General features: G+C 53.1%; 16 protein-coding genes. 5 read left to right on the top strand and 11 right to left on the bottom strand.

The genetic code is table 11. The features are described from left to right. Positions 1-34 precede the first annotated feature (34 nt). Positions 35-880, top strand: coding sequence for an N-hydroxyarylamine O-acetyltransferase (gene nhoA, locus GFC06_RS15880; RefSeq protein WP_075848204.1), 846 nt, complete (start codon positions 35-37; stop codon positions 878-880). Positions 881-937: 57 nt separating this feature from the next. On the opposite strand, the gene GFC06_RS15885 is transcribed toward nhoA, so the two are convergent. From GFC06_RS15885 to GFC06_RS15915, 7 genes are all read right to left on the bottom strand, one after another. Further along, complete coding sequence (locus GFC06_RS15885; RefSeq protein WP_153690364.1) at positions 938-1,831, bottom strand: PhzF family isomerase; 894 nt, start codon at positions 1,829-1,831, stop codon at positions 938-940. A 135-nt stretch (positions 1,832-1,966) separates the two neighbouring features. Beyond that, positions 1,967-2,647, bottom strand: coding sequence for a respiratory nitrate reductase subunit gamma (narI, locus tag GFC06_RS15890; protein ID WP_003833047.1), 681 nt, complete (start codon positions 2,645-2,647; stop codon positions 1,967-1,969). Next, a complete protein-coding gene (gene narW, locus GFC06_RS15895) occupies positions 2,644-3,339 on the bottom strand; it encodes a nitrate reductase molybdenum cofactor assembly chaperone (RefSeq protein ID WP_016153117.1) in 696 nt (231 codons plus the stop codon). The genes narI and narW overlap by 4 nt, the downstream gene beginning before the upstream one ends. Next, a complete protein-coding gene (gene narH / locus GFC06_RS15900; protein ID WP_019076801.1) occupies positions 3,339-4,883 on the bottom strand; it encodes a nitrate reductase subunit beta in 1,545 nt (514 codons plus the stop codon). Before narH ends, narW begins: the two co-directional genes overlap by 1 nt. Beyond that, positions 4,880-8,620 carry a nitrate reductase subunit alpha gene (locus GFC06_RS15905; RefSeq protein WP_103283814.1) on the bottom strand — a complete coding sequence of 1,247 codons (3,741 nt, stop codon included), beginning with the start codon at positions 8,618-8,620 and terminating at the stop codon, positions 4,880-4,882. Before GFC06_RS15905 ends, narH begins: the two co-directional genes overlap by 4 nt. A gap of 113 nt (positions 8,621-8,733) precedes the next feature. Then, positions 8,734-10,119 (bottom strand): NarK family nitrate/nitrite MFS transporter, encoded by a 1,386-nt coding sequence (locus GFC06_RS15910; protein ID WP_047358146.1) that lies wholly within the window; start codon positions 10,117-10,119, stop codon positions 8,734-8,736. Between the two features lie 212 nt (positions 10,120-10,331). Next, a complete protein-coding gene (locus tag GFC06_RS15915) occupies positions 10,332-10,910 on the bottom strand; it encodes a TetR family transcriptional regulator (RefSeq protein WP_016153113.1) in 579 nt (192 codons plus the stop codon). Between the two features lie 117 nt (positions 10,911-11,027). Here GFC06_RS15915 and GFC06_RS15920 point away from each other — a divergent pair, with 117 nt between their 5' ends. Further along, the gene (locus tag GFC06_RS15920; protein WP_046276366.1) at positions 11,028-12,515 is read left to right on the top strand and encodes an MFS transporter; all 1,488 of its coding nucleotides are present in this window, start codon (positions 11,028-11,030) and stop codon (positions 12,513-12,515) included. On the opposite strand, the gene GFC06_RS15925 is transcribed toward GFC06_RS15920, so the two are convergent. The 3 genes from GFC06_RS15925 to yddG all read right to left on the bottom strand — a co-directional run bounded on the left by GFC06_RS15925 (position 12,516) and on the right by yddG (position 15,475). Continuing rightward, positions 12,516-12,956 carry a GFA family protein gene (locus GFC06_RS15925; RefSeq protein WP_016153111.1) on the bottom strand — a complete coding sequence of 147 codons (441 nt, stop codon included), beginning with the start codon at positions 12,954-12,956 and terminating at the stop codon, positions 12,516-12,518. A gap of 83 nt (positions 12,957-13,039) precedes the next feature. After that, positions 13,040-14,134 (bottom strand): porin OmpD, encoded by a 1,095-nt coding sequence (ompD, locus tag GFC06_RS15930; RefSeq protein ID WP_131345781.1) that lies wholly within the window; start codon positions 14,132-14,134, stop codon positions 13,040-13,042. A gap of 459 nt (positions 14,135-14,593) precedes the next feature. Further along, a complete protein-coding gene (yddG, locus tag GFC06_RS15935) occupies positions 14,594-15,475 on the bottom strand; it encodes an aromatic amino acid efflux DMT transporter YddG (protein ID WP_016156546.1) in 882 nt (293 codons plus the stop codon). A 287-nt stretch (positions 15,476-15,762) separates the two neighbouring features. On the opposite strand from yddG, the gene fdnG reads away from it, so the two are divergent. The 3 genes from fdnG to fdnI are packed head-to-tail and all read left to right on the top strand — an operon-like array spanning position 15,763 to position 20,357. After that, the gene (gene fdnG / locus GFC06_RS15940; protein WP_094169740.1) at positions 15,763-18,810 is read left to right on the top strand and encodes a formate dehydrogenase-N subunit alpha; all 3,048 of its coding nucleotides are present in this window, start codon (positions 15,763-15,765) and stop codon (positions 18,808-18,810) included. A 13-nt stretch (positions 18,811-18,823) separates the two neighbouring features. Next, positions 18,824-19,708 (top strand): formate dehydrogenase N subunit beta, encoded by an 885-nt coding sequence (fdnH, locus tag GFC06_RS15945; protein WP_016153107.1) that lies wholly within the window; start codon positions 18,824-18,826, stop codon positions 19,706-19,708. Further along, the gene (fdnI, locus tag GFC06_RS15950) at positions 19,701-20,357 is read left to right on the top strand and encodes a formate dehydrogenase-N subunit gamma (RefSeq protein ID WP_016153106.1); all 657 of its coding nucleotides are present in this window, start codon (positions 19,701-19,703) and stop codon (positions 20,355-20,357) included. Before fdnH ends, fdnI begins: the two co-directional genes overlap by 8 nt. A gap of 138 nt (positions 20,358-20,495) precedes the next feature. On the opposite strand, the gene GFC06_RS15955 is transcribed toward fdnI, so the two are convergent. Then, positions 20,496-22,211, bottom strand: a complete 1,716-nt coding sequence (locus GFC06_RS15955; protein ID WP_153690365.1) for an ABC-F family ATP-binding cassette domain-containing protein — start codon at positions 22,209-22,211, stop codon at positions 20,496-20,498. Between the last annotated feature and the right edge of the window lie 117 nt (positions 22,212-22,328).

Raw genomic sequence — 22,328 nt, forward strand, 5'->3', positions numbered from 1 at the left:
TATAAGTACTGCATTAATTGAACAGGAACTCCGTATGACGCCTTTTTTAACCGCTTATTTTGCCCGTATTGGCTGGTCAGATTTGGCCAGGGTCAACATTGAAACCTTACGGGCGCTGCATTTACTGCACAACGCCGCCATACCTTTTGAAAACCTGGATGTATTGCTTCCAAGAGAGATGCAGCTTGACGATTTGTCATTGGAGGAGAAGCTGGTGACGGCGCGTCGCGGCGGCTATTGTTTTGAACAGAACGGAGTATTTGAGCGAGCGCTACGCGAAATCGGTTTTACCGTACGCAGTCTGCTCGGACGTGTGGTACTGGCGAACCCGTCAAGTCTGCCACCACGCACGCATCGTCTGTTGCTGGTTGAGTTGCAGGGAGAGCAGTGGATCGCCGACGTTGGTTTCGGCGGGCAGACGCTGACGGCGCCGATTCGTCTGCAGGCGAACATTGAGCAGAAGACACCACACGGCGAGTATCGGCTGATTCAGGAAGGTGAAGACTGGATCCTACAGTTCTGTCATCACGAACACTGGCAATCAATGTACCGTTTCGACCTGGTCGTCCAGCATCAGAGCGATTATCTGATAGGCAACTTCTGGTCCGCTCACTGGCCGCAATCACATTTTCGCCATCATTTGCTGATGTGTCGTCATCTGCCCGACGGCGGGAAATTAACGTTAACCAATTTTCATTTCACCCATTATCAGGATGGACACGCGGTAGAACAGATTAATCTACCTGACGTCGCCAGTCTGTATGCTTTGTTGCAGGAGCGGTTTGGCCTGGGCGTGGATGACGTGAAGCATGGGTTTACCCAGGATGAGCTGGCGACGGTAATGGCGGCGTTTGATACGCATCCGGAGGCGGGGAAATAGGGGCATTGGAATTAGTGCCGGATCGGCGTAATCGCCTTATCCGGCCTACGGGAACAATTAAAAATCTATCGTCCATTCTGCGTGAAACAGGATCACCGCCGAACCGGTAATAGTGACTTTTTCTGGCTGGTTATCACGGATAGTCACCGTCACATCAACAATACCGTCGCGCCCGAGCGCACGGCCCTGATGTCCCTGAACACGTAACGTTTTCCCATCATGCGCCATCAGCCCATGGTGAACCAACCACGCGCCCATTGGACCGTTGGCATTGCCGGTAACCGGGTCTTCCACAATCCCAATTGCAGGCGAAAACATGCGGCCATCGGTGGCGTTTTCGCCCGGGCGGATTTGAAAAGGAAAGAAGCCGTTACAGCCAATTTGTTGGCTGATGGCTGTCAAAGCCTGCAAATCAGGGGAAAGGGCGTCGAGGTCCACCTCGGGCTTAAGCGGAATCATCACTTTCGAATGCCCGGTGGTAGCAACCTGAATCGGCAAGCCTGCCAGCATATCGTCTTCGCTCAGGTGTAGGGCCTCGATAATCGCACTACGAATAGCCCCTTCCAGCGGAGGTTCAAATCCGGGTACGCCTTGCTCAAGGCTGATACGATAGTCTTTCCCGGTAGCTTCGATATCCACCCGATGACGACCAGCCAGCGAGGTTTGCCAGACTGTACTGTTGCCCAAGCCAAGCACGTTTGCCCGCACATAATGTGCAGCGACGGTAGCATGCCCACAGATAGGAACTTCGACCGTCGGCGTGAAATAGCGGATGCGAACATCGCTGTCGTCGCTGGTCAGCAGGAAAGCGGTTTCCGAATGACGCAGCTCGCGAGCAATGAGTTGCATCTGCGCTTCGCTCAGTCCGTCAGCATGCAAAACTACGCCAGCTGAATTGCCGCGAAAGGGTACCGAGGTAAAGGCATCGACGTGGTAAACCTGTGGTTTCATTAACGTTCTCCCTAGAATGGAGAAGCATCATAACGTGCAAAACGCCGGATGGCGATGATCGCTATCTTATCCGGCCTACGGTGCCTGGTTGTAGGCCGGATAAGGCGTGTCGTCACCCGACATTTCAATGCGGATTTATCGGCGTGAACGCACTATTTGATAGCGGCGGGTAAAGTACTCAAACGGCGCACTCCACACGTGAACCAGGCGTGTGAACGGGAACAGCAGGAAGATAGTCATCCCCAGAACCAGATGCACACGGAAAATCAACGCCACGCCATCCAGATGCGCAGACGCGCCGCCCTGGAAGGTCACCACCGACTGCGCCCAACCTACCAGTTTCAGCATTTCACTGCCGTCGGGATGCTGCGCAGAGAATGGGATGGTGGTTAAGCCGAGGATACACTGAATCAGCAGAACACAGAGGATCAGGATATCGGCAGTGGAGGAGGTTGCACGAATGCGCGGATTGGTCAAACGACGTACTAGCAAGCCAGCGCCACCGACCAGCGTCAGCACGCCACAGAGCCCACCGGCGATCATCGCCATCTGCTGCTTCACCGCAATCGGCAGGAACCAGGCATACATCCAGTGCGGGGTTAACATGCCAAACAGGTGCCCGAAAAAGATCCCCAGAATGCCGATGTGGAACAGGTTTGACCATAACACCATGCCGCGTTTGTCCAGCATCTGGCTGGAAGAGGCCCGCCAGGTGTATTGCCCGTAGTCATAGCGTAGCCAACTGCCGAGGATAAACACCGTGCCGCACAGGTACGGGTAGATATCGTAAAAAAAGACGTTCAGGTACTGTATCATTTCGGGCCTCCCGCGCTGACGTCGACATACTGAGGTGCCACGTCCTGGCTAAAGCGTCGTTGATAGTTTTGTAACGGTGAACTGTCACAGGCGGTGGCGTTATCCTCGATAAACTTCACCTGTTCCTCTTCCCAGACGGCATCCAGCGCCTGTCGGGTATCGTCGCGGGTTTCCGTGCCAACCTGTTTAGTGACACTGTCACTTGAAAGAGGGCTTCCGGCAAGCAGTAGCAGGGCGTCAAACAGTTGATACCACGGCGTATCACGCTGTTTCAAACGCCCCCCCAGCAGCGCCAGAATCGGTGCGACGTTCTGCAATCCTTCTTTGGCCTCCGCTTCCGGCAACACGCTTAAGTACTCCAGATACAGCGGCAGATGATCCGGCAGTTCGCGGCAGTCGAGCTGCAGTCCGACCTTTTCGTACTGCGCCAACAGATCAACCATCGCCTGGCCCCGATCGCGAGACTCGGCGTGCACGTGCTCAAACAGCAGCAGAGAGGTGGCCCGGCCCCGGTCAAATATCTCACACCATTCGGCTTGTTTATCCAGTAATGGCGCATTGAGCAGCCCCTGGCTAAATTCGGTAAGCATTGGGGCATCGCTGGCCACAAGCGCCAGCGCCTCGTCTTTACACTCCCACAGCAACTCGTCGGGATATTCCATCAGCAGGCCGATAACCTTCAGGATTTGCATTATTCACCCTCCGCTTTATCGCGCACTTCGGTGATGTCGATGGCGTCAATACGACTGCTGTTAAACAGGTTAAATTTGGTATCTGAACCATGGCAGCCGTCGCCAAAGGTAAATCCGCAACCGTTTTTCTCCGGGAACGCATCACGCGCCATTTCACGGTGGCTGGTCGGGATCACGAAGCGGTCTTCATAGTTGGCGATGGCCAGATAGCGATACATCTCTTCAACCTGCTCAACGGTCAGACCCACTTCCTCAATCGCGCGGGTGTCCGTAACGCCTTCTACGGTTTGCGAACGCATATAATGGCGCATGGCCATCATTCGTTTTAGCGCCCGCAGTACCGGACCGGTATCGCCCGCGCTAAGCATGTTGGCAAGGTACTGAACCGGAATTCGCAGTGATTCAACCGCTGGCAGAATGTTGCCATTGTGCGGCAGTCCCCCCGCGTCAGCGACCGACTGAATCGGCGACAACGGCGGTACATACCAGACCATCGGCAGGGTGCGGTATTCCGGGTGCAGCGGCAGCGCCAGCTTCCAGTCCATCGCCATCTTGTAAACGGGCGAACGTTGGGCCGCTTCGATGACGTTGTGCGGAATACCTTGTTTTAACGCCTCTTCAATGACCGCCGGGTCGTGTGGATTGAGGAACACATCGCACTGACGCTCGTAGAGATCGGTCTCATGCTCGGTGCTGGCTGCTTCTTCGATGCGGTCGGCGTCGTACAGCAATACGCCAAGATAGCGGATGCGTCCCACGCAGGTTTCCGAACATACCGTCGGCTGGCCGGACTCAATACGCGGGTAGCAGAAAATGCACTTCTCTGATTTACCGCTCTTCCAGTTAAAGTAGATTTTTTTGTACGGACAACCGCTGATGCACAAGCGCCAGCCGCGACATTTATCCTGGTCGATCAACACGATGCCGTCTTCTTCACGCTTATAGATGGCACCGCTCGGGCAGGTGGCGACACAGCTTGGGTTCAGGCAGTGTTCGCACAAGCGCGGTAAATACATCATGAAGGTGTTTTCGAATTGCCCGTACATCTCCTTTTGCATTTTCTCAAAGTTACGGTCGCGGGCACGTTTTGAGAACTCACCGCCGAGCAACTCTTCCCAGTTAGGACCCCAGATAATCTTGTCCATCCGTTTGCCATCTATCAGCGAACGCGGACGTGCGGTGGGCTGATTCTTGCTTTCCGGTGCGCTATGCAGATGCTGATAATCGTAGGTAAAGGGTTCGTAATAATCATCGATTTGCGGGATCACCGGGTTAGCAAAAATTTTGGTGATAACGCCCATCTTGCCGCCCAGGCGCGGCCTTATCTTCCCGTTAACATCGCGAATCCAGCCGCCTTGCCACTCTTCCTGATCTTCCCAGTTTTTCGGATAGCCAATGCCTGGCTTGGTCTCAACGTTGTTAAACCACGCATATTCCATCCCTTCACGTCCGGTCCAGACGTTTTTACAGGTGACGGAGCAGGTGTGGCAGCCGATGCACTTATCCAGATTAAGAACCATGCCTACCTGTGAGCGTATTTTCATTTTTTCGCCTCCTGTACCTGATCGCGACCTTCATCATCCAGCCAGTTAATATTTTTCATTTTTCTAATCATGATGAACTCATCGCGGTTAGAGCCGACCGTGCCGTAATAGTTGAAGCTGTATGCCAGTTGCGCATAGCCGCCGATCATGTGCGTGGGTTTCGGGCAGACGCGGGTGACTGAGTTATGGATCCCGCCGCGCATACCGGTGACTTCCGAGCCAGGGATATTCATGATTCGCTCCTGAGCGTGATACATCATGGTCATACCCGGCGGCACGCGCTGACTTACCACAGCACGCGCGGTGAGTGCACCGTTGGCGTTAAAGGCTTCAATCCAGTCGTTATCCTCAATGCCCAGCTCTTTAGCATCGGTTTCACTGATCCAGACAATGGGGCCGCCGCGCGACAGCGTCAGCATCAGCAGGTTTTCGCTGTAGGTAGAGTGGATCCCCCATTTCTGATGCGGAGTCAGGAAGTTGAGCGCTTTTTCCGGGAAGCCGTTAGGCGGAACTTCGCGCATATTGCTGACGCTTCGGGTATCGATAGGCGGACGATATGCCACCAGACTTTCACCAAAGGCTCGCATCCACGCGTGATCCTGGTACAACTGTTGGCGACCGGACAGGGTACGCCACGGGATCAGCTCGTGGACGTTGGTATAGCCTGCGTTATAGGAGACATGTTCACTTTCCAGCCCGGACCAGGTGGGGCTGGAGATGATTTTGCGCGGCTGCGCCTGAATATCGCGAAAACGGATTTTCTCGTCTTCTTTGTTCAACGCCAGATGCGTATGGTCGCGTCCGGTCATCGCTCCCAGCGCTTCCCAGGCTTTCACCGCCACCTGACCGTTCGTTTCCGGTGCCAGGGCGAGGATCACCTCAGACGCATCCAGCGCGGTGTCTATCAGTGGTCGGCCTTTCGCCGGACCTTCGCGTTTGGTGTAGTTCAGCTTGCCAAGGAAATCGACCTCCGTCTGGGTATTCCACGTAATACCTTTCCCGCCGTTACCGAGCTTGTCCATTAGCGGACCGAGCGAAGTGAAGCGTTCGTAGGTGGCGGGATAGTCACGTTCCACGACGGCAATATTGGGCGCCGTTTTCCCCGGGAGGAGATCGCATTCGCCTTTACGCCAGTCCTGAATGTCAAACGGCTGCGCCAGCTCTGCCGGGGAGTCGTGTTGCAGCGGTTGTAATACCACATCCGTTTCTTGCCCAAGGTGCCCGACGCAAACCTCAGAGAAGACTTTGGCGATGCCTTTATAAATTTCCCAGTCGCTCTTCGATTCCCACGCAGGATCGACCGCCGCCGACAGCGGGTGAATAAACGGATGCATATCCGAGGTGTTCATATCGTCTTTTTCATACCAGGTGGCGGTCGGCAAAACGACATCGGAGAACAGGCAGGTACTTGACATACGGAAATCGAGCGTTACCAGCAGATCAAGCTTGCCCTCTATCGCCGCGGACTGCCATTCCACCTCTTCAGGTTTGATACCTTCGCTTGAACCGAGCGCTTCCCCCTGGATCCCGCTTTCGGTACCCAGCAGATACTTGAGCATGTATTCATGCCCTTTACCGGAGGAGCCGAGCAGGTTAGAGCGCCAGACGAAGAGATTACGCGGATGGTTGTTACCACTATCCGGCTGCTCGCAGGCAAAACGAATTTCACCCGATTTCAGCGCCTGTGCAGTGTATTGTGCAGGCGACACTCCCGCTTGTTCTGCCTTTGCTTTGACGGTCAGAGGGTTGAGGTTGAGCTGCGGCGCGGACGGCAGCCAGCCCATTCTTTCTGCCCGCACGTTAAAGTCGATCAAATGTCCGCTAAACTTGGACGCGTCAGCCAGCGGAGAGAGGAGTTCCTGAGCGGTGAGTTTTTCATAACGCCACTGGCTGGAGTGATTGTAGAAAAACGAGGTGCTGTTCATCTGACGCGGCGGGCGGTTCCAGTCCAGCGCAAAGGCCAGCGGCAACCAACCAGTTTGCGGACGCAGTTTCTCCTGACCCACATAGTGCGCCCAGCCGCCGCCGCTTTGTCCCACACAACCGCAGAACACGAGGATGTTAATCATTCCACGGTAGTTCATATCCATGTGATACCAGTGGTTGACGCCAGCCCCGAGGATAATCATCGAACGGCCATGGGTTTTGTGCGCCGTATCGGCAAACTCACGGGCGATTTGTTCGATATGACGACGAGGTACACCGGTAATTTGCTCTCCCCAGGCCGGGGTGTAGGCTTTCACTTCGCTGTAATCTTGCGCGCTATGAGCGTCATCCAGACCGCGGTCGAGGCCGTAATTCGCCAGCACCAGATCATAGACGCTTACCACCGGGCAACGGCTGCCGTCGGCGAGGGTAAGATGTTTTACCGGCAGTTGACGAATCAGCACGGGTTCCTGTTTCACGCTGCGAAAATGTGGGTTTTCGTTGCCGCCGAAGTAGGGGAATGCCACGCCGGTCACTTCATCATGCTGACCAAGCAACGAGAGGGAAAGTTCTGTTTCAGCGCCAGCCGCCAGTGGCTCCAGGTTCCATTTACCTTTCTCGCCCCAGCGAAAACCGATAGACCCGTTCGGGACCACCAGTTCGCCAGCAGTGTTAAAGGCCACGGTTTTCCACTCCGGATTGTTACTTTCGCCCAGACCATCGACAAGGTCTGAGGCGCGCATCATGCGCCCTGGCACGTAGCTGCCATCTTCCCGGGCATCCAGCAAAACCAGCATCGGCATATCGGTATAGCGACGACAGTAATTGATGAAGTAATCGCTGGGATTGTCGAGGTGGAATTCTTTCAGGATGACGTGGCCCATCGCCATCGCCAACGCGCTGTCTGTCCCTTGCTTGGGTGCCAGCCACTGGTCGCACAGTTTGGCAACTTCCGAGTAATCCGGCGTAATGGCAATCGTCTTGGTGCCTTTGTAGCGTACTTCAGTAAAAAAGTGCGCATCCGGGGTACGGGTCTGCGGCACGTTTGACCCCCAGGCGATGATATAGCTGGAGTTATACCAGTCGGCGGATTCTGGAACATCGGTCTGTTCGCCCCAGGTCATCGGTGATGCAGGCGGTAAATCGCAGTACCAGTCATAGAAGCTCAGGCAGGTTCCGCCCAGTAGCGAAAGATAACGTGTACCTGCGGCATAGGAGACCATCGACATAGCAGGGATCGGGGAGAACCCGGCCACGCGATCCGGGCCATAGGTTTTCACCGTCCAGACGTTGGCGGCGGCAATGAGCTGATTAAGCTCTTTCCAGTTGGAACGGATAAAACCACCGCGCCCGCGTACCTGCTTGTAGCTCTGGCATTTTTGCGGGTCGTTCATAATGGATTCCCAGGCCAGCACCGGATCGGGCTGGCGGGACAGGGCGTCGCGCCACAGTTCGATCAGACGTTTACGCACCAGGGGATATTTCAGACGGTTGGCGCTGTAAAGATACCAGGAGTAGCTGGCACCGCGCGGGCAGCCACGGGGTTCATGATTTGGCAGGTCAGGGCGGGTACGCGGGTAGTCGGTTTGCTGCGTTTCCCAGGTCACCAGTCCGTTTTTGACGTAGATTTTCCAACTGCATGAGCCGGTACAGTTAACGCCGTGGGTAGAACGCACAATTTTGTCGAACTGCCAGCGCTGACGATAGCTGTCTTCCCAGTCCCGGTTGGTGTGCATCACTTGCCCGTGCCCATCGGCAAACGTATCGCCCTTTTGTTTAAAGTAGCGAAAGCGATCGAACAGTTTACTCATGACATAACTCCTGCTTTGAGAATATTGCCGACGGTGAATCGAACGGTAGGCCGGATGGCGGTTAACGCCTTATCCGGCCTAGCGAACTGTCCGATCCTACGGTATCCATTTTGTTATTTTTTTTGTGATTTACGGCCATAGACCAGCCAGGTCACCAGCACGCAGACGATGTAAAACACGAGGAATATTTTCATTGCACCCACCGGAGAGCCGGTCAGCGCCAGCGATGAACCAAACGCTTTGGGGATGAAGAAGCCCCCCACAGCGCCAATAGCGGAGATGAATCCCAGCGCGGCAGCGGTATCGGTTACCGCCTCACGTTGGGCCTGTTCTTCAGTACCACCGTGCAGCTTCACCCGGTATATGGTGATTTTGCGAAAGATCACCGCGATCATCTGGAAGGTTGAGCCGCTTCCCAGACCTGCAGTCAGGAACAAGCCCATAAACACCAGGTAGAAGGCGACAAAGTTTCCTTCGCCTGACCCTGGCAGGGTGAGGAACAGCAGGGCGCTAAACAGCGCCATAAAGATGAAGTTAATTAACGTGACGCGCACACCGCCGAATTTGTCAGAGATCACGCCACCTGCCGATCGCGCAAGAGCGCCGATGAAGGGGCCGAAGAACGCCAGTTGCAGGATATTCACGTCCGGGAACTGAGTTTTCGCCAGCATGGCAAAGCCTGCCGAAAAGCCGATAAATGAACCGAAAGTGGCGAGATACAGCAGGCTTAATAACCACAGATGAAAACGTTTGAGGACCGGCAACTGGGAAGCAATTGAGGCCTTCGAACTGGCAATATCGTTCATTCCCATGCCTGCTGCTAAGGTGGCTATCAGCAGTAACGGAACCCAAATCCATGCGGCATTGGCCAGCGACAATAACGAGCCGTCGGCTTGCGGTACGCCCTGTACGCCCAAAAAGGTAAAGATAGGCAGAAAGATCACCAGCGGCGCGATCAACTGCATCACGCTGACGCCAAGGTTGCCGAGACCACCGTTAACGCCTAATGCGCTGCCTTGTTTCGCTTTGGGGAAGAAAAAGCTGATATTACCCATGCTGGAGGCAAAGTTTGCGCCAGCAAAACCGCACATCAGCGCAATGATAATAAATACGCCAAACGGAGTAGCGTTATTTTGCACGGCAAAACCGAGCCAGACGCAGGGAATAACCAGAATAATCGTGCTAAAAATGGTCCACCGGCGCCCACCAAATATAGGTACCATAAAGGAGTAGGGAACGCGCAATATTGCGCCAGAAAGAGAAGGCAATGCCGTTAATAAAAACAGTTGGTCAGTAGTGAAATTAAAACCAATTTTATTCAGATTGACGGCCACGGCGCTGAACAACATCCAGACGCAGAACGCCAGCAACAGACAACTTACTGATATCCAGAGGTTTCTGCGTGCAATATGCTTACCTTTGTTTTCCCAAAAGGCAGGGTTCTCCGGTTTCCAGTCAGTTAAAAGATAACGATTATTTTTCTCATTTGATGCTGACATATTATTCTCCATGCCCATGCCGTTCATGAAAAAGAAATAAACGCACACAGCGCCGCGCGAGTTCTTTTTAGAAACTATTGAAAAGTTTTGGGAATATTGACTGAAAGAATAGATAAAAAAGTGCAATAACGCGGCGTGATGAGGGAATTACATGTTGCTTAAGTGTTACCAATTGTAAAAATAAAAGATGTATTATTAATTCATCTATAACATCAATTAACTAACTCCAACGTAATCATACGATCCAAATGGCGTTCGAATGCAGGGTCGGCCATTTCCTCAATGCCTAAGACATAGATGCCATCCAGGCCGCAAACCAATGCGATTAAGCGCCAGGCCACCTCGGCCGCATCCGGTATTGCTGAAAATTCACCTGCACTCTGTCCTTGAGTGATGATAGCGGCGGTTTCTTCATGCCACATCCGCATGGTTAGCAGGTAGGCGCTTTTGATTTCCGGATCTTTATCCGCCAGGACCTGCGCTTCACGCCACAGTTTAATGTAGGGTTCGAACCCGCCATCTTCGCTGCCCAACATAGCATGCAGTCGTTCGCGGAAGCTGGCGTTATCACTGACCTGTTCGGCATCCAGAAGGGTCCGTATCAGTTGCACAAAAGCGAGGGATTTTAACTCACCCGCAGAGGTAAAGTGATGGTGTACCTGCCCGGTGGACACCTGAGCTTCCGTGGCAATACGCCGCACCGTCATAGCAGTAAATCCTTCCTCAAGCGCGACACGCATGGCCGCTTGCAGAATAACTTCCCGACGTTCGTCCCGATTCAGATAGCTCATCTTTCCTCCTGTACCCGTATAGCACGCAGTCTAACAAAAAGTTGGACATACGTTCAAATTTCCGTAGGATCGCTAAAGCTGGACACGTGTCCAGTTTCAGTTTCGTTAGGGAGTTTTATGTTTCGTCAGTGGTTAACGTTAGTCATTATTGTACTGGTCTACATCCCTGTTGCGATTGATGCAACGGTGCTGCACGTTGCCGCGCCCACGCTGAGTATGACGCTGGGTGCCAGTGGTAACGAGCTGCTGTGGATCATTGATATTTATTCTCTGGTAATGGCCGGAATGGTATTGCCAATGGGCGCGCTGGGCGATCGTATTGGCTTTAAACGTCTGCTGCTGTTAGGGGGCGGAGTATTTGGTCTCGCATCGCTGGCCGCTGCCTTTGCCCATAGCGCGGGTTGGCTGATTGCCACCCGGGCTGTATTGGCGATTGGGGCGGCGATGATTGTTCCGGCAACGCTTGCGGGTATTCGCGCCACATTCGCTGAGCAACGGCATCGCAATATGGCGCTTGGTGTCTGGGCTGCCGTGGGTTCCGGCGGTGCGGCATTTGGCCCACTGGTTGGTGGGATGCTGCTGGAGCACTTCTACTGGGGATCCGTATTCTTAATTAATGTACCGATTGTCCTGGTGGTAATGGCCTTAACCGCACGCTTAGTGCCGCGCCAGGCCGGACGTCGCGATCAGTCGTTAAATTTCGGTCATGCGATAATGCTGATTGTCGCCATTCTGCTGCTGGTTTACAGCGCTAAGACCGCGCTGAAAGGGCATACGGCGACCGCTGCCATTGCGTTGACGCTGTTAACCGGCGCGTTACTGTTGTGGCAGTTTGTCCGCATCCAGCTCGCTGCTTCCCGCCCGATGATTGATATGCGGCTGTTCACGCATCGTATCATCTTAAGCGGCGTTGTGATGGCGATGACCGCCATGATAACTCTGGTGGGTTTCGAGTTACTGATGGCTCAGGAGCTACAGTTTGTTCATGGTTTAACACCGTATCAGGCGGGACTGTTTATGCTGCCGGTGATGCTGGCAAGCGGCTTCAGCGGCCCCATTGCCGGTATGCTGGTGTCACGCCTGGGATTACGTTGTGTGGCAACGGCGGGTATGGCGCTTAGCGCCGTCAGTTTTTACGGCCTGGCGATGACGGATTTCAGTACTCAGCAGATTCAAGCCTGGATATTAATGGCTTTGCTCGGTTTCAGCGCCGCCAGTGCGCTGCTGGCCTCAACGGCGGCTATCATGGCGGCAGCCCCGGCAGAAAAAGCCGCAGCCGCGGGCGCCATTGAGACAATGGCTTATGAACTGGGGGCCGGGCTTGGGATCGCTATCTTTGGGTTGTTGTTGAGCCGCAGCTTTTCAGCGTCGATTCTGCCGCCTGTCGGACTTAATCCACAGGAGATAGAACGAGCCTCATCGTCAATGGGGGAGGCGGTGCAACTGGCGCACTCGCTCCCGTCGTCGCTGAGTGAGGCGTTGCTGTCGGCTGCTAAAGAAGCCTTTACCTGGTCGCACAGCGTGGCCTTAAGCAGCGCCGGCAGCATGCTTATCGTATTAGCGGTAGGAATGTGGTTCAGTCTGGCAAAGGTACAGCGTCAATAACTAATGGGCTAAATGACAGGGGTAATCCATCTCTTCGACTTCTTTCCCACTCAGTCGAGCGTATTGCCCCGTCAGCCTCCAGAACGCAGGCTGTGTTTCCGTATAGATCTCTGCCGCTAAAACCAGGCGGCGGCGATCCACCTCATTCAGCTCCAGCAGCGTCCACGGCACAAAATAACGATCGCTGCCCGTTAGGGTAAACCACAGCGGACACCCGCATCCGGAACAGAAGAAACGTTCACCACGATTTGAAGATGGGAAGTGCGAAGGTTCTGCTGAATCTGGCGACATCAGCGGCTGAGCGCTGGCTTCCAGATACATAGCGATGCCACCTGACCACTTCTGGCACAGCGTACAATGACAGGCATAGACATCCAGCATTTCGACGTCGACGGTAAAATGACTCTGCCCGCAAAGACAACGACCAGTGAATGTCTGCACGGCATACTCCTTATGACCGAGTCTACATTAAGAGAAAAAGCCAGCCCTGGAAGGACTGGCTTTGTATTCAGACTACAACAAAATTAGAACTGGTAGTTCAGACCAACAGCAACGATGTTGTCAGTGCTTACACCGGCAGCTCTTGTGAAGTTGTTGGCATCCAGCAGGTTGATTTTGTAATCAACGAAGGTGGACATGTTTTTGTTGAAGTAGTAGGTCGCGCCCAGATCTACGTATTCAACCAGATCCTGGTCGCCGTAACCGTTGATGTCTTTACCTTTAGACTTCAGGTAAGCAACGGACGGACGCAGACCGAAGTCGAACTGGTACTGAGCAACAGCTTCAAAGTTCTGTGCTTTATTTGCAATACCGATGATCTCAGTACCTTTAACAGTACCACCAAAGGTAGTCATGTTACGGGTTTCGGAGTAGGTGGTTGCCAGGTAGATGTTGTTCGCATCATATTTCAGGCCAGCAGCCCAAATTTCAGCGTTCTTACCGTCAGCTTTGAACTGACCGCTGTGGTTGTTCTGGGAGTCAGTACGGTCAGATTTCGCATAGGTTGCACCTACGCCGAAGCCATCGTACTCATAGGTAGTAGACAGACCGAAGCCGTCGCCATTAGCTTCTTTGTCGGCGCTACGATCGTTTTTACCCTGGTACTGCAGGGCAAAGTTCAGACCTTCAACCAGACCGAAGAAGTCGGTGTTACGGTAGGTTGCAACGCCAGTAGTACGACCAGTCATGAAGACGTCAGTCTGGGTCCAGGTATCGCCACCGAACTCTGGCAGAACGTCGGTCCATGCGCCGATGTCGTAAGCTACGCCGTAGTTACGACCGTAGTCGAAAGAACCGTATTCAGCGAATTTCAGGCCAGCGAATGCCAGACGGGTTTTATCTTTGTCGGAACCCTGATCTTCAGAACGGTTGCCTTTGAATTCATATTCCCACTGACCGAAACCAACCAGTTGGTCGTTGATCTGAGTTTCGCCTTTGAAGCCCAGACGCGCGTAAGTTTTGTCGCCATCGCTGCTGGTATCGTTAGAGAAGTAGTGTTGAGCGTGAACTTTACCGTACAGGTCCAGTTTGTTTGCGTCTTTGTTATATACCTCAGCTGCGTTTACCGCACCTGCCGCCAACAGGCTAGTCACTGCCACTGCAACTAATTTAAGTTTCATTCTAAATAATCCTTATAATTATTTCTTGGTGTGTTTCCTAAACCATTGCTAAACGAAGGGGTTCGTCAATGGCAAACCATTTTTAAATGACGCAGTGGTATAAGTTCAATAATAAGTTTCATAATATTGCGAAATATTTGAAGTTGTGTGATCCAGATCTACATAATATAGCTGATTGTATTAATCTTAATATGTGACAGATCGGAATGGGTATATTTACATGGGGAACTATTGTGCAGGCTATGATTTAAATGGCGTTAGTTTCGCAGGTGTAATATATACATGTGAAGAGATACAGATAACCGAGTAATACTTTCGGGCGTTAATTAATTTTCATATATTTAACATTTAATTAAAAAAATATAAACATAAACCGCAGTGGAATGAACAATTATTATTCATTAAATTGTCTAAAGTATAGCCGGATTTTATTTGTTTGTGATAAAACCCGACTTTTTTTCAGGCACGGCGCGTTGCCAGCCAGCAAAGCAGAGACCCCGCGCAGACCATCAGCGCTCCTTGCCAGAAGGATAGTGACAGCGGGGCGCTGAGCAACACCGCGGCCAGCGCAGAGGAGAGCACTGGAGTAAAATAAGACCCGACGGCCATAACGGTCACGTTGCCATGCAAAATACCAATATTCCACGCGGCATAGGCAAATCCTAACGTTAATGCTGCAGTGAACATTTTAATCGTCACCGAAGTGCTGAAAACCATTTCCGGTTGAGGCGTAATAAAATAGTAAACCCACAAACTTGCCGCCGTTAGTAAAACGAACACGGTGATGCCGTTAAAACCTTTTGCATATTTATTAGTCACCGTGCAATACGTTGCCCAGATAAAAGCGCCGAGAAAGGCGAGGAAATAGCTAAGCGGGCTGCTGGCAACATTACTGATAATTTCTCCAGGATTCAGGCCGTTTTCGCCCCCCAACACCCAACAAACCCCGGTCAATGCGATGATTAATCCGGGAATCACCAACCAGGTTGTTTTTTGGCCATTAAATAAGATGGCGAATAATATTGTCAGACTTGGCCAGAGATAATTGACCATACCCACTTCAATAGCCTGGTGACGAGTAGCGGCATAGCCCAGGGCCAGCGCTAAGCATATTTCATAGCTAACAAAAAGCACGCTACCGGCGATTAAATATCGCACAGGAATTTTTCTGATATTTGGGAATCCGACGGTAAATATCAGCAACAGGCCGCTTAATGTAAAAATCATCGCCGCGCCGCCTGCCGGCCCCAGTCCTTCGCTTACCCCACGAATAAGCCCGACCATCGTGCTCCAGAGCACGATGGCAATAAGCCCAATTAACGTTGCTTTTTGTTTTGTCATGCTGATTGTCTGTCCATGGTACTGGCAAAAATTAAGCTGAAATGTATAGCACCTTTACACCGTAGCGCGCTAATTAATTCCCTTTTGTCTACTCCCTTATGGGTACAAAGGTTAAGCGAAGTGCACTATTTAGTAGCGGAACCGTTTCGTTATTGATTTGACGCAAAAAAAATATGGATATAGCTGATAGTTTCGTCGCGAAGTTGTACATGTCATCTTTCAATCATGCCGCGCTGGCGCAATTTGAGAGATTTCCTGTACGAATCCCTGCAAAAAAGAGGAAAGCAATGGACGTCAGCCGCAGACAATTTTTTAAAATCTGCGCGGGCGGTATGGCGGGAACAACAGTAGCCGCTCTGGGTTTTGCACCCAAAATGGCACTGGCTCAGGCGCGAAACTATAAGCTGTTGCGCGCCAAAGAGATCCGAAACACCTGCACATACTGTTCCGTAGGTTGCGGGCTATTAATGTATAGCCTGGGAGATGGAGCAAAAAACGCCAAAGAGTCGATTTACCATATTGAAGGGGATCCGGATCATCCGGTGAGTCGTGGGGCATTATGCCCTAAGGGTGCAGGATTACTGGATTACGTGCACAGTGAAAACCGTCTGCGTTACCCGGAATATCGCGCTCCAGGCTCCGACAAATGGCAGCGTATCAGCTGGGATGAGGCTTTCACCCGTATCGCGAAGCTGATGAAAACTGACCGCGACGCCAACTTTATTGAGAAGAATGAGCAGGGCGTAACGGTAAACCGCTGGCTTTCTACCGGGATGCTGTGTGCATCTGCGGCAAGTAATGAAACCGGCATGCTGACGCAAAAATTTGTGCGCTCACTCGGCATGCTGGCAGTAGACAACCAGGCACGCGTCTGACACGGACCAACGGTAGCAAGTCTTGCTCCAACATTTGGTCGCGGTGCGATGACCAACCACTGGGTTGATATTAAAAACGCCAACGTCGTGATGGTGATGGGCGGTAACGCCGCTGAAGCACATCCGGTGGGATTCCGCTGGGCGATGGAAGCTAAAAACAACAATGATGCCACGCTAATTGTTGTTGACCCCCGTTTTACACGTACAGCCTCGGTAGCGGATATTTACGCGCCAATTCGTTCCGGCACGGACATTACGTTCCTGTCCGGCGTCTTGCTGTATCTGATTGAAAACAACAAAATCAACGCTGAATACGTTAAGCATTACACCAACGCCAGCCTGCTGGTGCGGGATGATTTTGCTTTTGAAGACGGTCTGTTCAGCGGTTACGACGCGAAAAAACGCCAATACGATAAATCGTCCTGGAACTACCAGTTCGATGAAAACGGCTACGCGAAACGCGATGAAACGTTAAGCCATCCCCGCTGTGTCTGGAATCTGCTAAAACAGCACGTTTCCCGCTACACGCCGGATGTGGTGGAAAACATCTGCGGTACGCCAAAAGAAGACTTCCTGAAAGTTTGCGAAGTGCTGGCTTCCACCAGCGCAGCGGACCGCACCACCACGTTCCTGTATGCGCTGGGCTGGACACAGCATACCGTCGGGGCGCAGAACATCCGTACCATGGCCATGATCCAGTTGCTGCTCGGCAACATGGGGATGGCAGGTGGCGGGGTCAACGCTTTACGCGGTCACTCCAACATTCAGGGTTTAACCGACTTAGGGCTGCTCTCTACCAGTCTGCCAGGCTACCTGACGCTGCCGTCAGAGAAACAGGCCGATCTGCAAACCTATCTGGCTGCTAACACGCCAAAAGCGACGTTGGCCGATCAGGTGAACTACTGGGGCAACTACCCGAAATTCTTCGTCAGCCTGATGAAATCTTTCTACGGCAATGCGGCGCAGAAAGAAAACGACTGGGGCTTTGAGTGGTTGCCGAAGTGGGATCAGTCCTACGACGTCATCAAATACTTCAACATGATGGATAGCGGGAAAGTGACCGGCTACATCTGTCAGGGCTTTAACCCGGTCGCGTCCTTCCCGGACAAAAACAAAGTGGTGCAGTGCCTGAGCAAACTGAAGTATCTGGTGATTATCGATCCGCTGGTGACCGAAACCTCTACGTTCTGGCAGAACCACGGCGAATCAAACGACGTTGATCCGGCTTCTATTCAGACCGAAGTCTTCCGTTTGCCATCCACCTGCTTTGCGGAAGAGGACGGCTCCATCGCCAACTCCGGTCGCTGGCTGCAGTGGCACTGGAAAGGTCAGGATGCCCCGGGTGAAGCCCGCAACGACGGCGAAATTCTGGCCGGTATTTATCACCGTCTGCGCGACATGTATCGCACTGAAGGCGGTAAAGCCGTAGAACCCGTGCTGAAAATGAGCTGGAACTATAAGCAGCCGGACGAACCGCACTCCGAGGAAGTGGCAAAAGAGAACAACGGCTATGCGCTGGAAGATCTCTATGATGCCAACGGTGTGCTGGTTGCGAAGAAAGGCCAGTTACTCAGCAGCTTTGCGCTTCTGCGCGATGATGGGTCTACGTCATCGTCCTGCTGGATTTATACCGGTAGCTGGACCGAGCAGGGCAACCAGATGGCCAATCGCGATAACGCCGACCCGTCAGGTCTCGGTAATACGCTGGGCTGGGCCTGGGCATGGCCGTTAAACCGTCGCGTGTTGTATAACCGCGCTTCGGCGGACCCGCAAGGTAAGCCATGGGATCCAAAACGCATGCTGATCCAGTGGAACGGCACGAAGTGGACGGGGAACGATATCCCGGACTTCAACACCGCAGCACCGGGCAGTGGCACCAATCCGTTTATTATGCAGCCGGAAGGGCTGGGTCGTCTGTTCGCTATCGATAAGATGGCGGAAGGTCCTTTCCCGGAACACTACGAGCCAATGGAAACGCCGCTGGGTACGAACCCGCTGCATCCGAACGTGATCTCCAACCCGGCAGCGCGTCTGTACGAAGCGGATAAGTTACGCATGGGCACGAAACAGGACTTCCCGTACGTCGGGACGACCTATCGTCTGACCGAACATTTCCATACCTGGACCAAGCACGCATTGCTGAATGCGATTGCCCAGCCAGAGCAGTTTGTGGAAATCAGCGAAACGCTGGCGGCAGCGAAGGGGATCTCCAACGGCGATCACGTCAAAGTTAGCAGCAAGCGTGGATTTATTCGCGCAGTTGCCGTGGTTACCCGTCGTCTGCGTACTCTGCACGTCAACGGTCAGCAGGTTGAAACGGTTGGGATCCCGATCCACTGGGGCTTTGAAGGAGTCGCGCGTAAAGGCTATATCGCCAACACCCTGACGCCGAATGTCGGTGATGCAAACTCGCAAACGCCGGAATACAAAGCGTTTTTAGTTAACATCGAGAAGGCGTAAGGGAGGCGAACATATGTCTATGGAAACGCAGGACATCATCAAACGGTCCGCAACAAACGCCATCACGCCGCCGCCTCAGGCCCGTGATTACAAAGCTGAGGTCGCGAAGCTGATCGACGTTTCCACCTGCATAGGCTGTAAGGCCTGTCAGGTGGCATGTTCAGAGTGGAATGATATCCGCGATGAAGTCGGCCACTGCGTCGGGGTGTATGACAACCCTGCCGATCTTAGCGCCAAGTCCTGGACGGTGATGCGGTTTACCGAAACCGAACAGAACGGCAAGCTCGAGTGGTTGATTCGTAAAGACGGCTGTATGCACTGTGAAGATCCGGGCTGCCTGAAGGCATGCCCGTCTGCCGGGGCTATCATCCAGTACGCCAACGGGATTGTTGATTTTCAGTCAGAGCACTGCATTGGCTGCGGCTACTGTATTGCCGGGTGTCCATTTAATATTCCGCGCCTCAATAAAGAGGATAACCGCGTGTATAAATGTACGCTGTGTGTGGACCGCGTCAGCGTCGGGCAGGAACCTGCCTGCGTGAAGACCTGTCCGACCGGGGCAATCCATTTCGGCACCAAGCAGGAAATGCTGGAAATGGGCGAACAGCGTGTGGCAAAACTGAAAGCACGTGGTTATGAACATGCCGGTCTCTACAACCCGGAAGGTGTGGGTGGCACGCACGTGATGTACGTTCTGCATCATGCCAACCAGCCGGAGCTGTATCACGGCCTGCCGAAAGAACCGCAGATCGATACCTCTATCAATCTGTGGAAAGGGGCGCTGAAACCGCTGGCCGCTGCCGGATTTATCGCCACCTTCGCCGGACTGATTTACCACTACATTGGTATCGGTCCGAATAAGGAAGTGGACGACGACGAGGAGGATCATCATGAGTAAGTCGAAAATGATTGTGCGCACGAAGTTTATCGACCGCGCCTGTCACTGGACAGTGGTGATCTGCTTCTTCCTGGTGGCGTTGTCGGGGATTTCGTTTTTCTTCCCGACTCTGCAATGGCTGACGCAGACCTTCGGTACGCCGCAGATGGGGCGCATTTTGCACCCGTTCTTCGGACTGCTGATCTTTGTGGCGCTGATGTTCATGTTTGTACGCTTTGTTCACCACAACATCCCGGATAAAAAAGATATCCCGTGGCTGAAAAATATTGTGGAAGTGCTGAAAGGCAATGAACACAAAGTGGCGGACGTGGGTAAGTACAATGCCGGACAGAAAATGATGTTCTGGTCGATCATGAGCATGATTTTCGTGCTGCTGATCACCGGCATCATTATCTGGCGTCCGTACTTTGCGCAGTTCTTCCCGATGCAGGTCGTGCGCTATAGCCTGCTTATCCATGCGGCTGCGGGGATTATCCTGATGCACGCCATCCTCATCCACATGTATATGGCATTCTGGGTGAAAGGATCGATTAAAGGCATGGTCGAAGGGAAAGTGAGCCGTCGCTGGGCGAAGAAACATCACCCACGCTGGTATCGCGAAGTTGAACGACAAGAAGCGAAAAAAGAGAGCGAGGAAGGGGTTAACTAACACCTGACGTGCCCTGATCGTAATGGCGCTACACCTGTAGCGCCATTTTTTTGCCAAAAAAACGTCATATTTCGATAAGCCGGATGACGGGCCTACACGCGCATTTTGCTGATGTAGGCTGCCATCCGGCAATACGGTTTACTCCAGTTGTGAGTTCAGGCGCTCAATCTCCTCACGCCATTGCGCCTGTAACAGCGGCTTTTGATGTTTCGGCTTGCGGGCAAGATCGTCAGCCAGACGCTGCTCCAGCTCAAGAAGTTGTTCCAGCAATCCATCGCTGTCACCGCTTATTTCGGCTCTCGCATCGACCACCGTTTTTGGAACGGTTATCTCCGAGGATGTTTCCCGAATACGCGCATTGACCGCGTCCAGATCGTGCCATTCACTGAGTTCGCCCTTGTCGATCAACCAAAACCGGTTACAGCTTTGGCTAATAAGCTGACGGTCGTGACTGACCAACAACACGCCGCCGTTATAGCTTTGCAGCGTTTCTGCTAACGCCTCTTTACCTTCCAGATCCAGATGGTTGGTCGGTTCATCGAGCATCAGCAGGCTGTAGCGCGCAAGCGTTAGCCCAACAAACAGCAGCCGGGAGCGCTCGCCGCCGCTTAGGGAACTGATCCGCTGCGCGTGACGAACCCACGGAAAACCCGCGCTAATCAGCGCCATTTTGCGGATATCAGGCTGCGGAGCAAACGGCTCCAGCGCGTCAAATAACGAATCGTTATCTGCGAGTTGGTGCAGCGTCTGGTCGTAATACCCCAACGTAACGCGCGGGTGCAACACCAGTGAAGGTGATGCCAGTTGTGAGTGAAACTGTTGCCAGATAAGCCTTAACAACGATGATTTCCCGCAACCGTTGCGCCCGACAATCGCCACGCGATCGCCGCTTTTTAACCGGAGACCGGCAATGGAAAACAGCGTATCGGCGTCGGGAGCAGGGGCCACGGACAGATTAGTCATCTCCAGCAAACGATCCGCACGCAGGGCATCTCCCTGCAATGTTAGTGTCCACTGACTTCCTGACGTCACTTCAGTCTGTACCTCTTTCAGGCGCTGTACCTGCTTTTCCATCTGCTTGGCCTTGCGGGAAAGATCTTCGTTGTCGTAGACCCGCCCCCAGGTAGCCAGCCGTTTGGCGCTGGCGGTCACCCGGTCTATCTCCTTTTGCTCAGTCTTATGGCGCAGAGCATCGCTGATATCTCTTTCTGCCAGAGCCTGACGCGCTGCGCTACAGGGCAGATCGAAGGCATGGAGAGTTCGATCGCGCAGGATCCAGGTTCCGTGAGTCACCGCGTCTAACAGCTGCGGGTCGTGGGAAACCACCACAAAACTGCCAGACCAGTTTTGTAAGAACTGTTCCAGCCACAGTAATGTTGGCAGATCCAGGTGGTTACCCGGCTCATCCAGCAGCAGCAGGTCAGGGTTTCGCATCAGCGCCCGCGCCAATAACAGACGCGTGTGTTGGCCGCCGCTCAGCGTGTGTGCTGTCAGAGATAAATTCTCCGGCGTGAACCCCATTTCGGCGAGCAGTGCTTCAACTCGCCACTGCTGACCTGCGCGTTCATGCTCGGGCAGTTGAGCCAGAACGGCTTCCTGCAGCGTGAGTGGCAATATTTCGTCAGGCAGATGTTGTTCTACACGGGCGAGATGGCAGTGATTTGCCTGCGCGATAACCCCACTGGTCGGCGAAATTGTGCCATCGAGCAGTTTTAACAGCGTGCTTTTGCCGCAGCCGTTGTAACCGATAAGCCCGACGCGGTCGCCTTTTTTCAGGGTAAAGGAAAGATCGTCGAATAGCGTGCCGAATGCCGTATCAACGTGTAAGGATTGTGCGGTTAGTAATGTGCTCATTGTTGCTTACTCAAGAGTTACAGGCGTAAAAACGCCTCGTCAAACATCGCTGACGATAACCCGGTAAGCCCGAGAGAAGGGGATTTAGAAGTTAGCTTCGCTCAAGCAGAAGTTATC

The organism is Citrobacter braakii, assembly GCF_009648935.1.
GTDB lineage: Bacteria > Pseudomonadota > Gammaproteobacteria > Enterobacterales > Enterobacteriaceae > Citrobacter > Citrobacter braakii.

Coding starts and splice junctions, on each gene's coding strand:
- nhoA (WP_075848204.1), top strand. CDS start 35: ATGACGCCTTTTTTAACCGCTTATTTTGCCCGTATTGGCTGGTCAGAT.
- GFC06_RS15885 (WP_153690364.1), bottom strand. CDS start 1,831: ATGAAACCACAGGTTTACCACGTCGATGCCTTTACCTCGGTACCCTTT.
- narI (WP_003833047.1), bottom strand. CDS start 2,647: ATGATACAGTACCTGAACGTCTTTTTTTACGATATCTACCCGTACCTG.
- narW (WP_016153117.1), bottom strand. CDS start 3,339: ATGCAAATCCTGAAGGTTATCGGCCTGCTGATGGAATATCCCGACGAG.
- narH (WP_019076801.1), bottom strand. CDS start 4,883: ATGAAAATACGCTCACAGGTAGGCATGGTTCTTAATCTGGATAAGTGC.
- GFC06_RS15905 (WP_103283814.1), bottom strand. CDS start 8,620: ATGAGTAAACTGTTCGATCGCTTTCGCTACTTTAAACAAAAGGGCGAT.
- GFC06_RS15910 (WP_047358146.1), bottom strand. CDS start 10,119: ATGTCAGCATCAAATGAGAAAAATAATCGTTATCTTTTAACTGACTGG.
- GFC06_RS15915 (WP_016153113.1), bottom strand. CDS start 10,910: ATGAGCTATCTGAATCGGGACGAACGTCGGGAAGTTATTCTGCAAGCG.
- GFC06_RS15920 (WP_046276366.1), top strand. CDS start 11,028: ATGTTTCGTCAGTGGTTAACGTTAGTCATTATTGTACTGGTCTACATC.
- ompD (WP_131345781.1), bottom strand. CDS start 14,134: ATGAAACTTAAATTAGTTGCAGTGGCAGTGACTAGCCTGTTGGCGGCA.
- yddG (WP_016156546.1), bottom strand. CDS start 15,475: ATGACAAAACAAAAAGCAACGTTAATTGGGCTTATTGCCATCGTGCTC.
- fdnH (WP_016153107.1), top strand. CDS start 18,824: ATGTCTATGGAAACGCAGGACATCATCAAACGGTCCGCAACAAACGCC.
- fdnI (WP_016153106.1), top strand. CDS start 19,701: ATGAGTAAGTCGAAAATGATTGTGCGCACGAAGTTTATCGACCGCGCC.
- GFC06_RS15955 (WP_153690365.1), bottom strand. CDS start 22,211: ATGAGCACATTACTAACCGCACAATCCTTACACGTTGATACGGCATTC.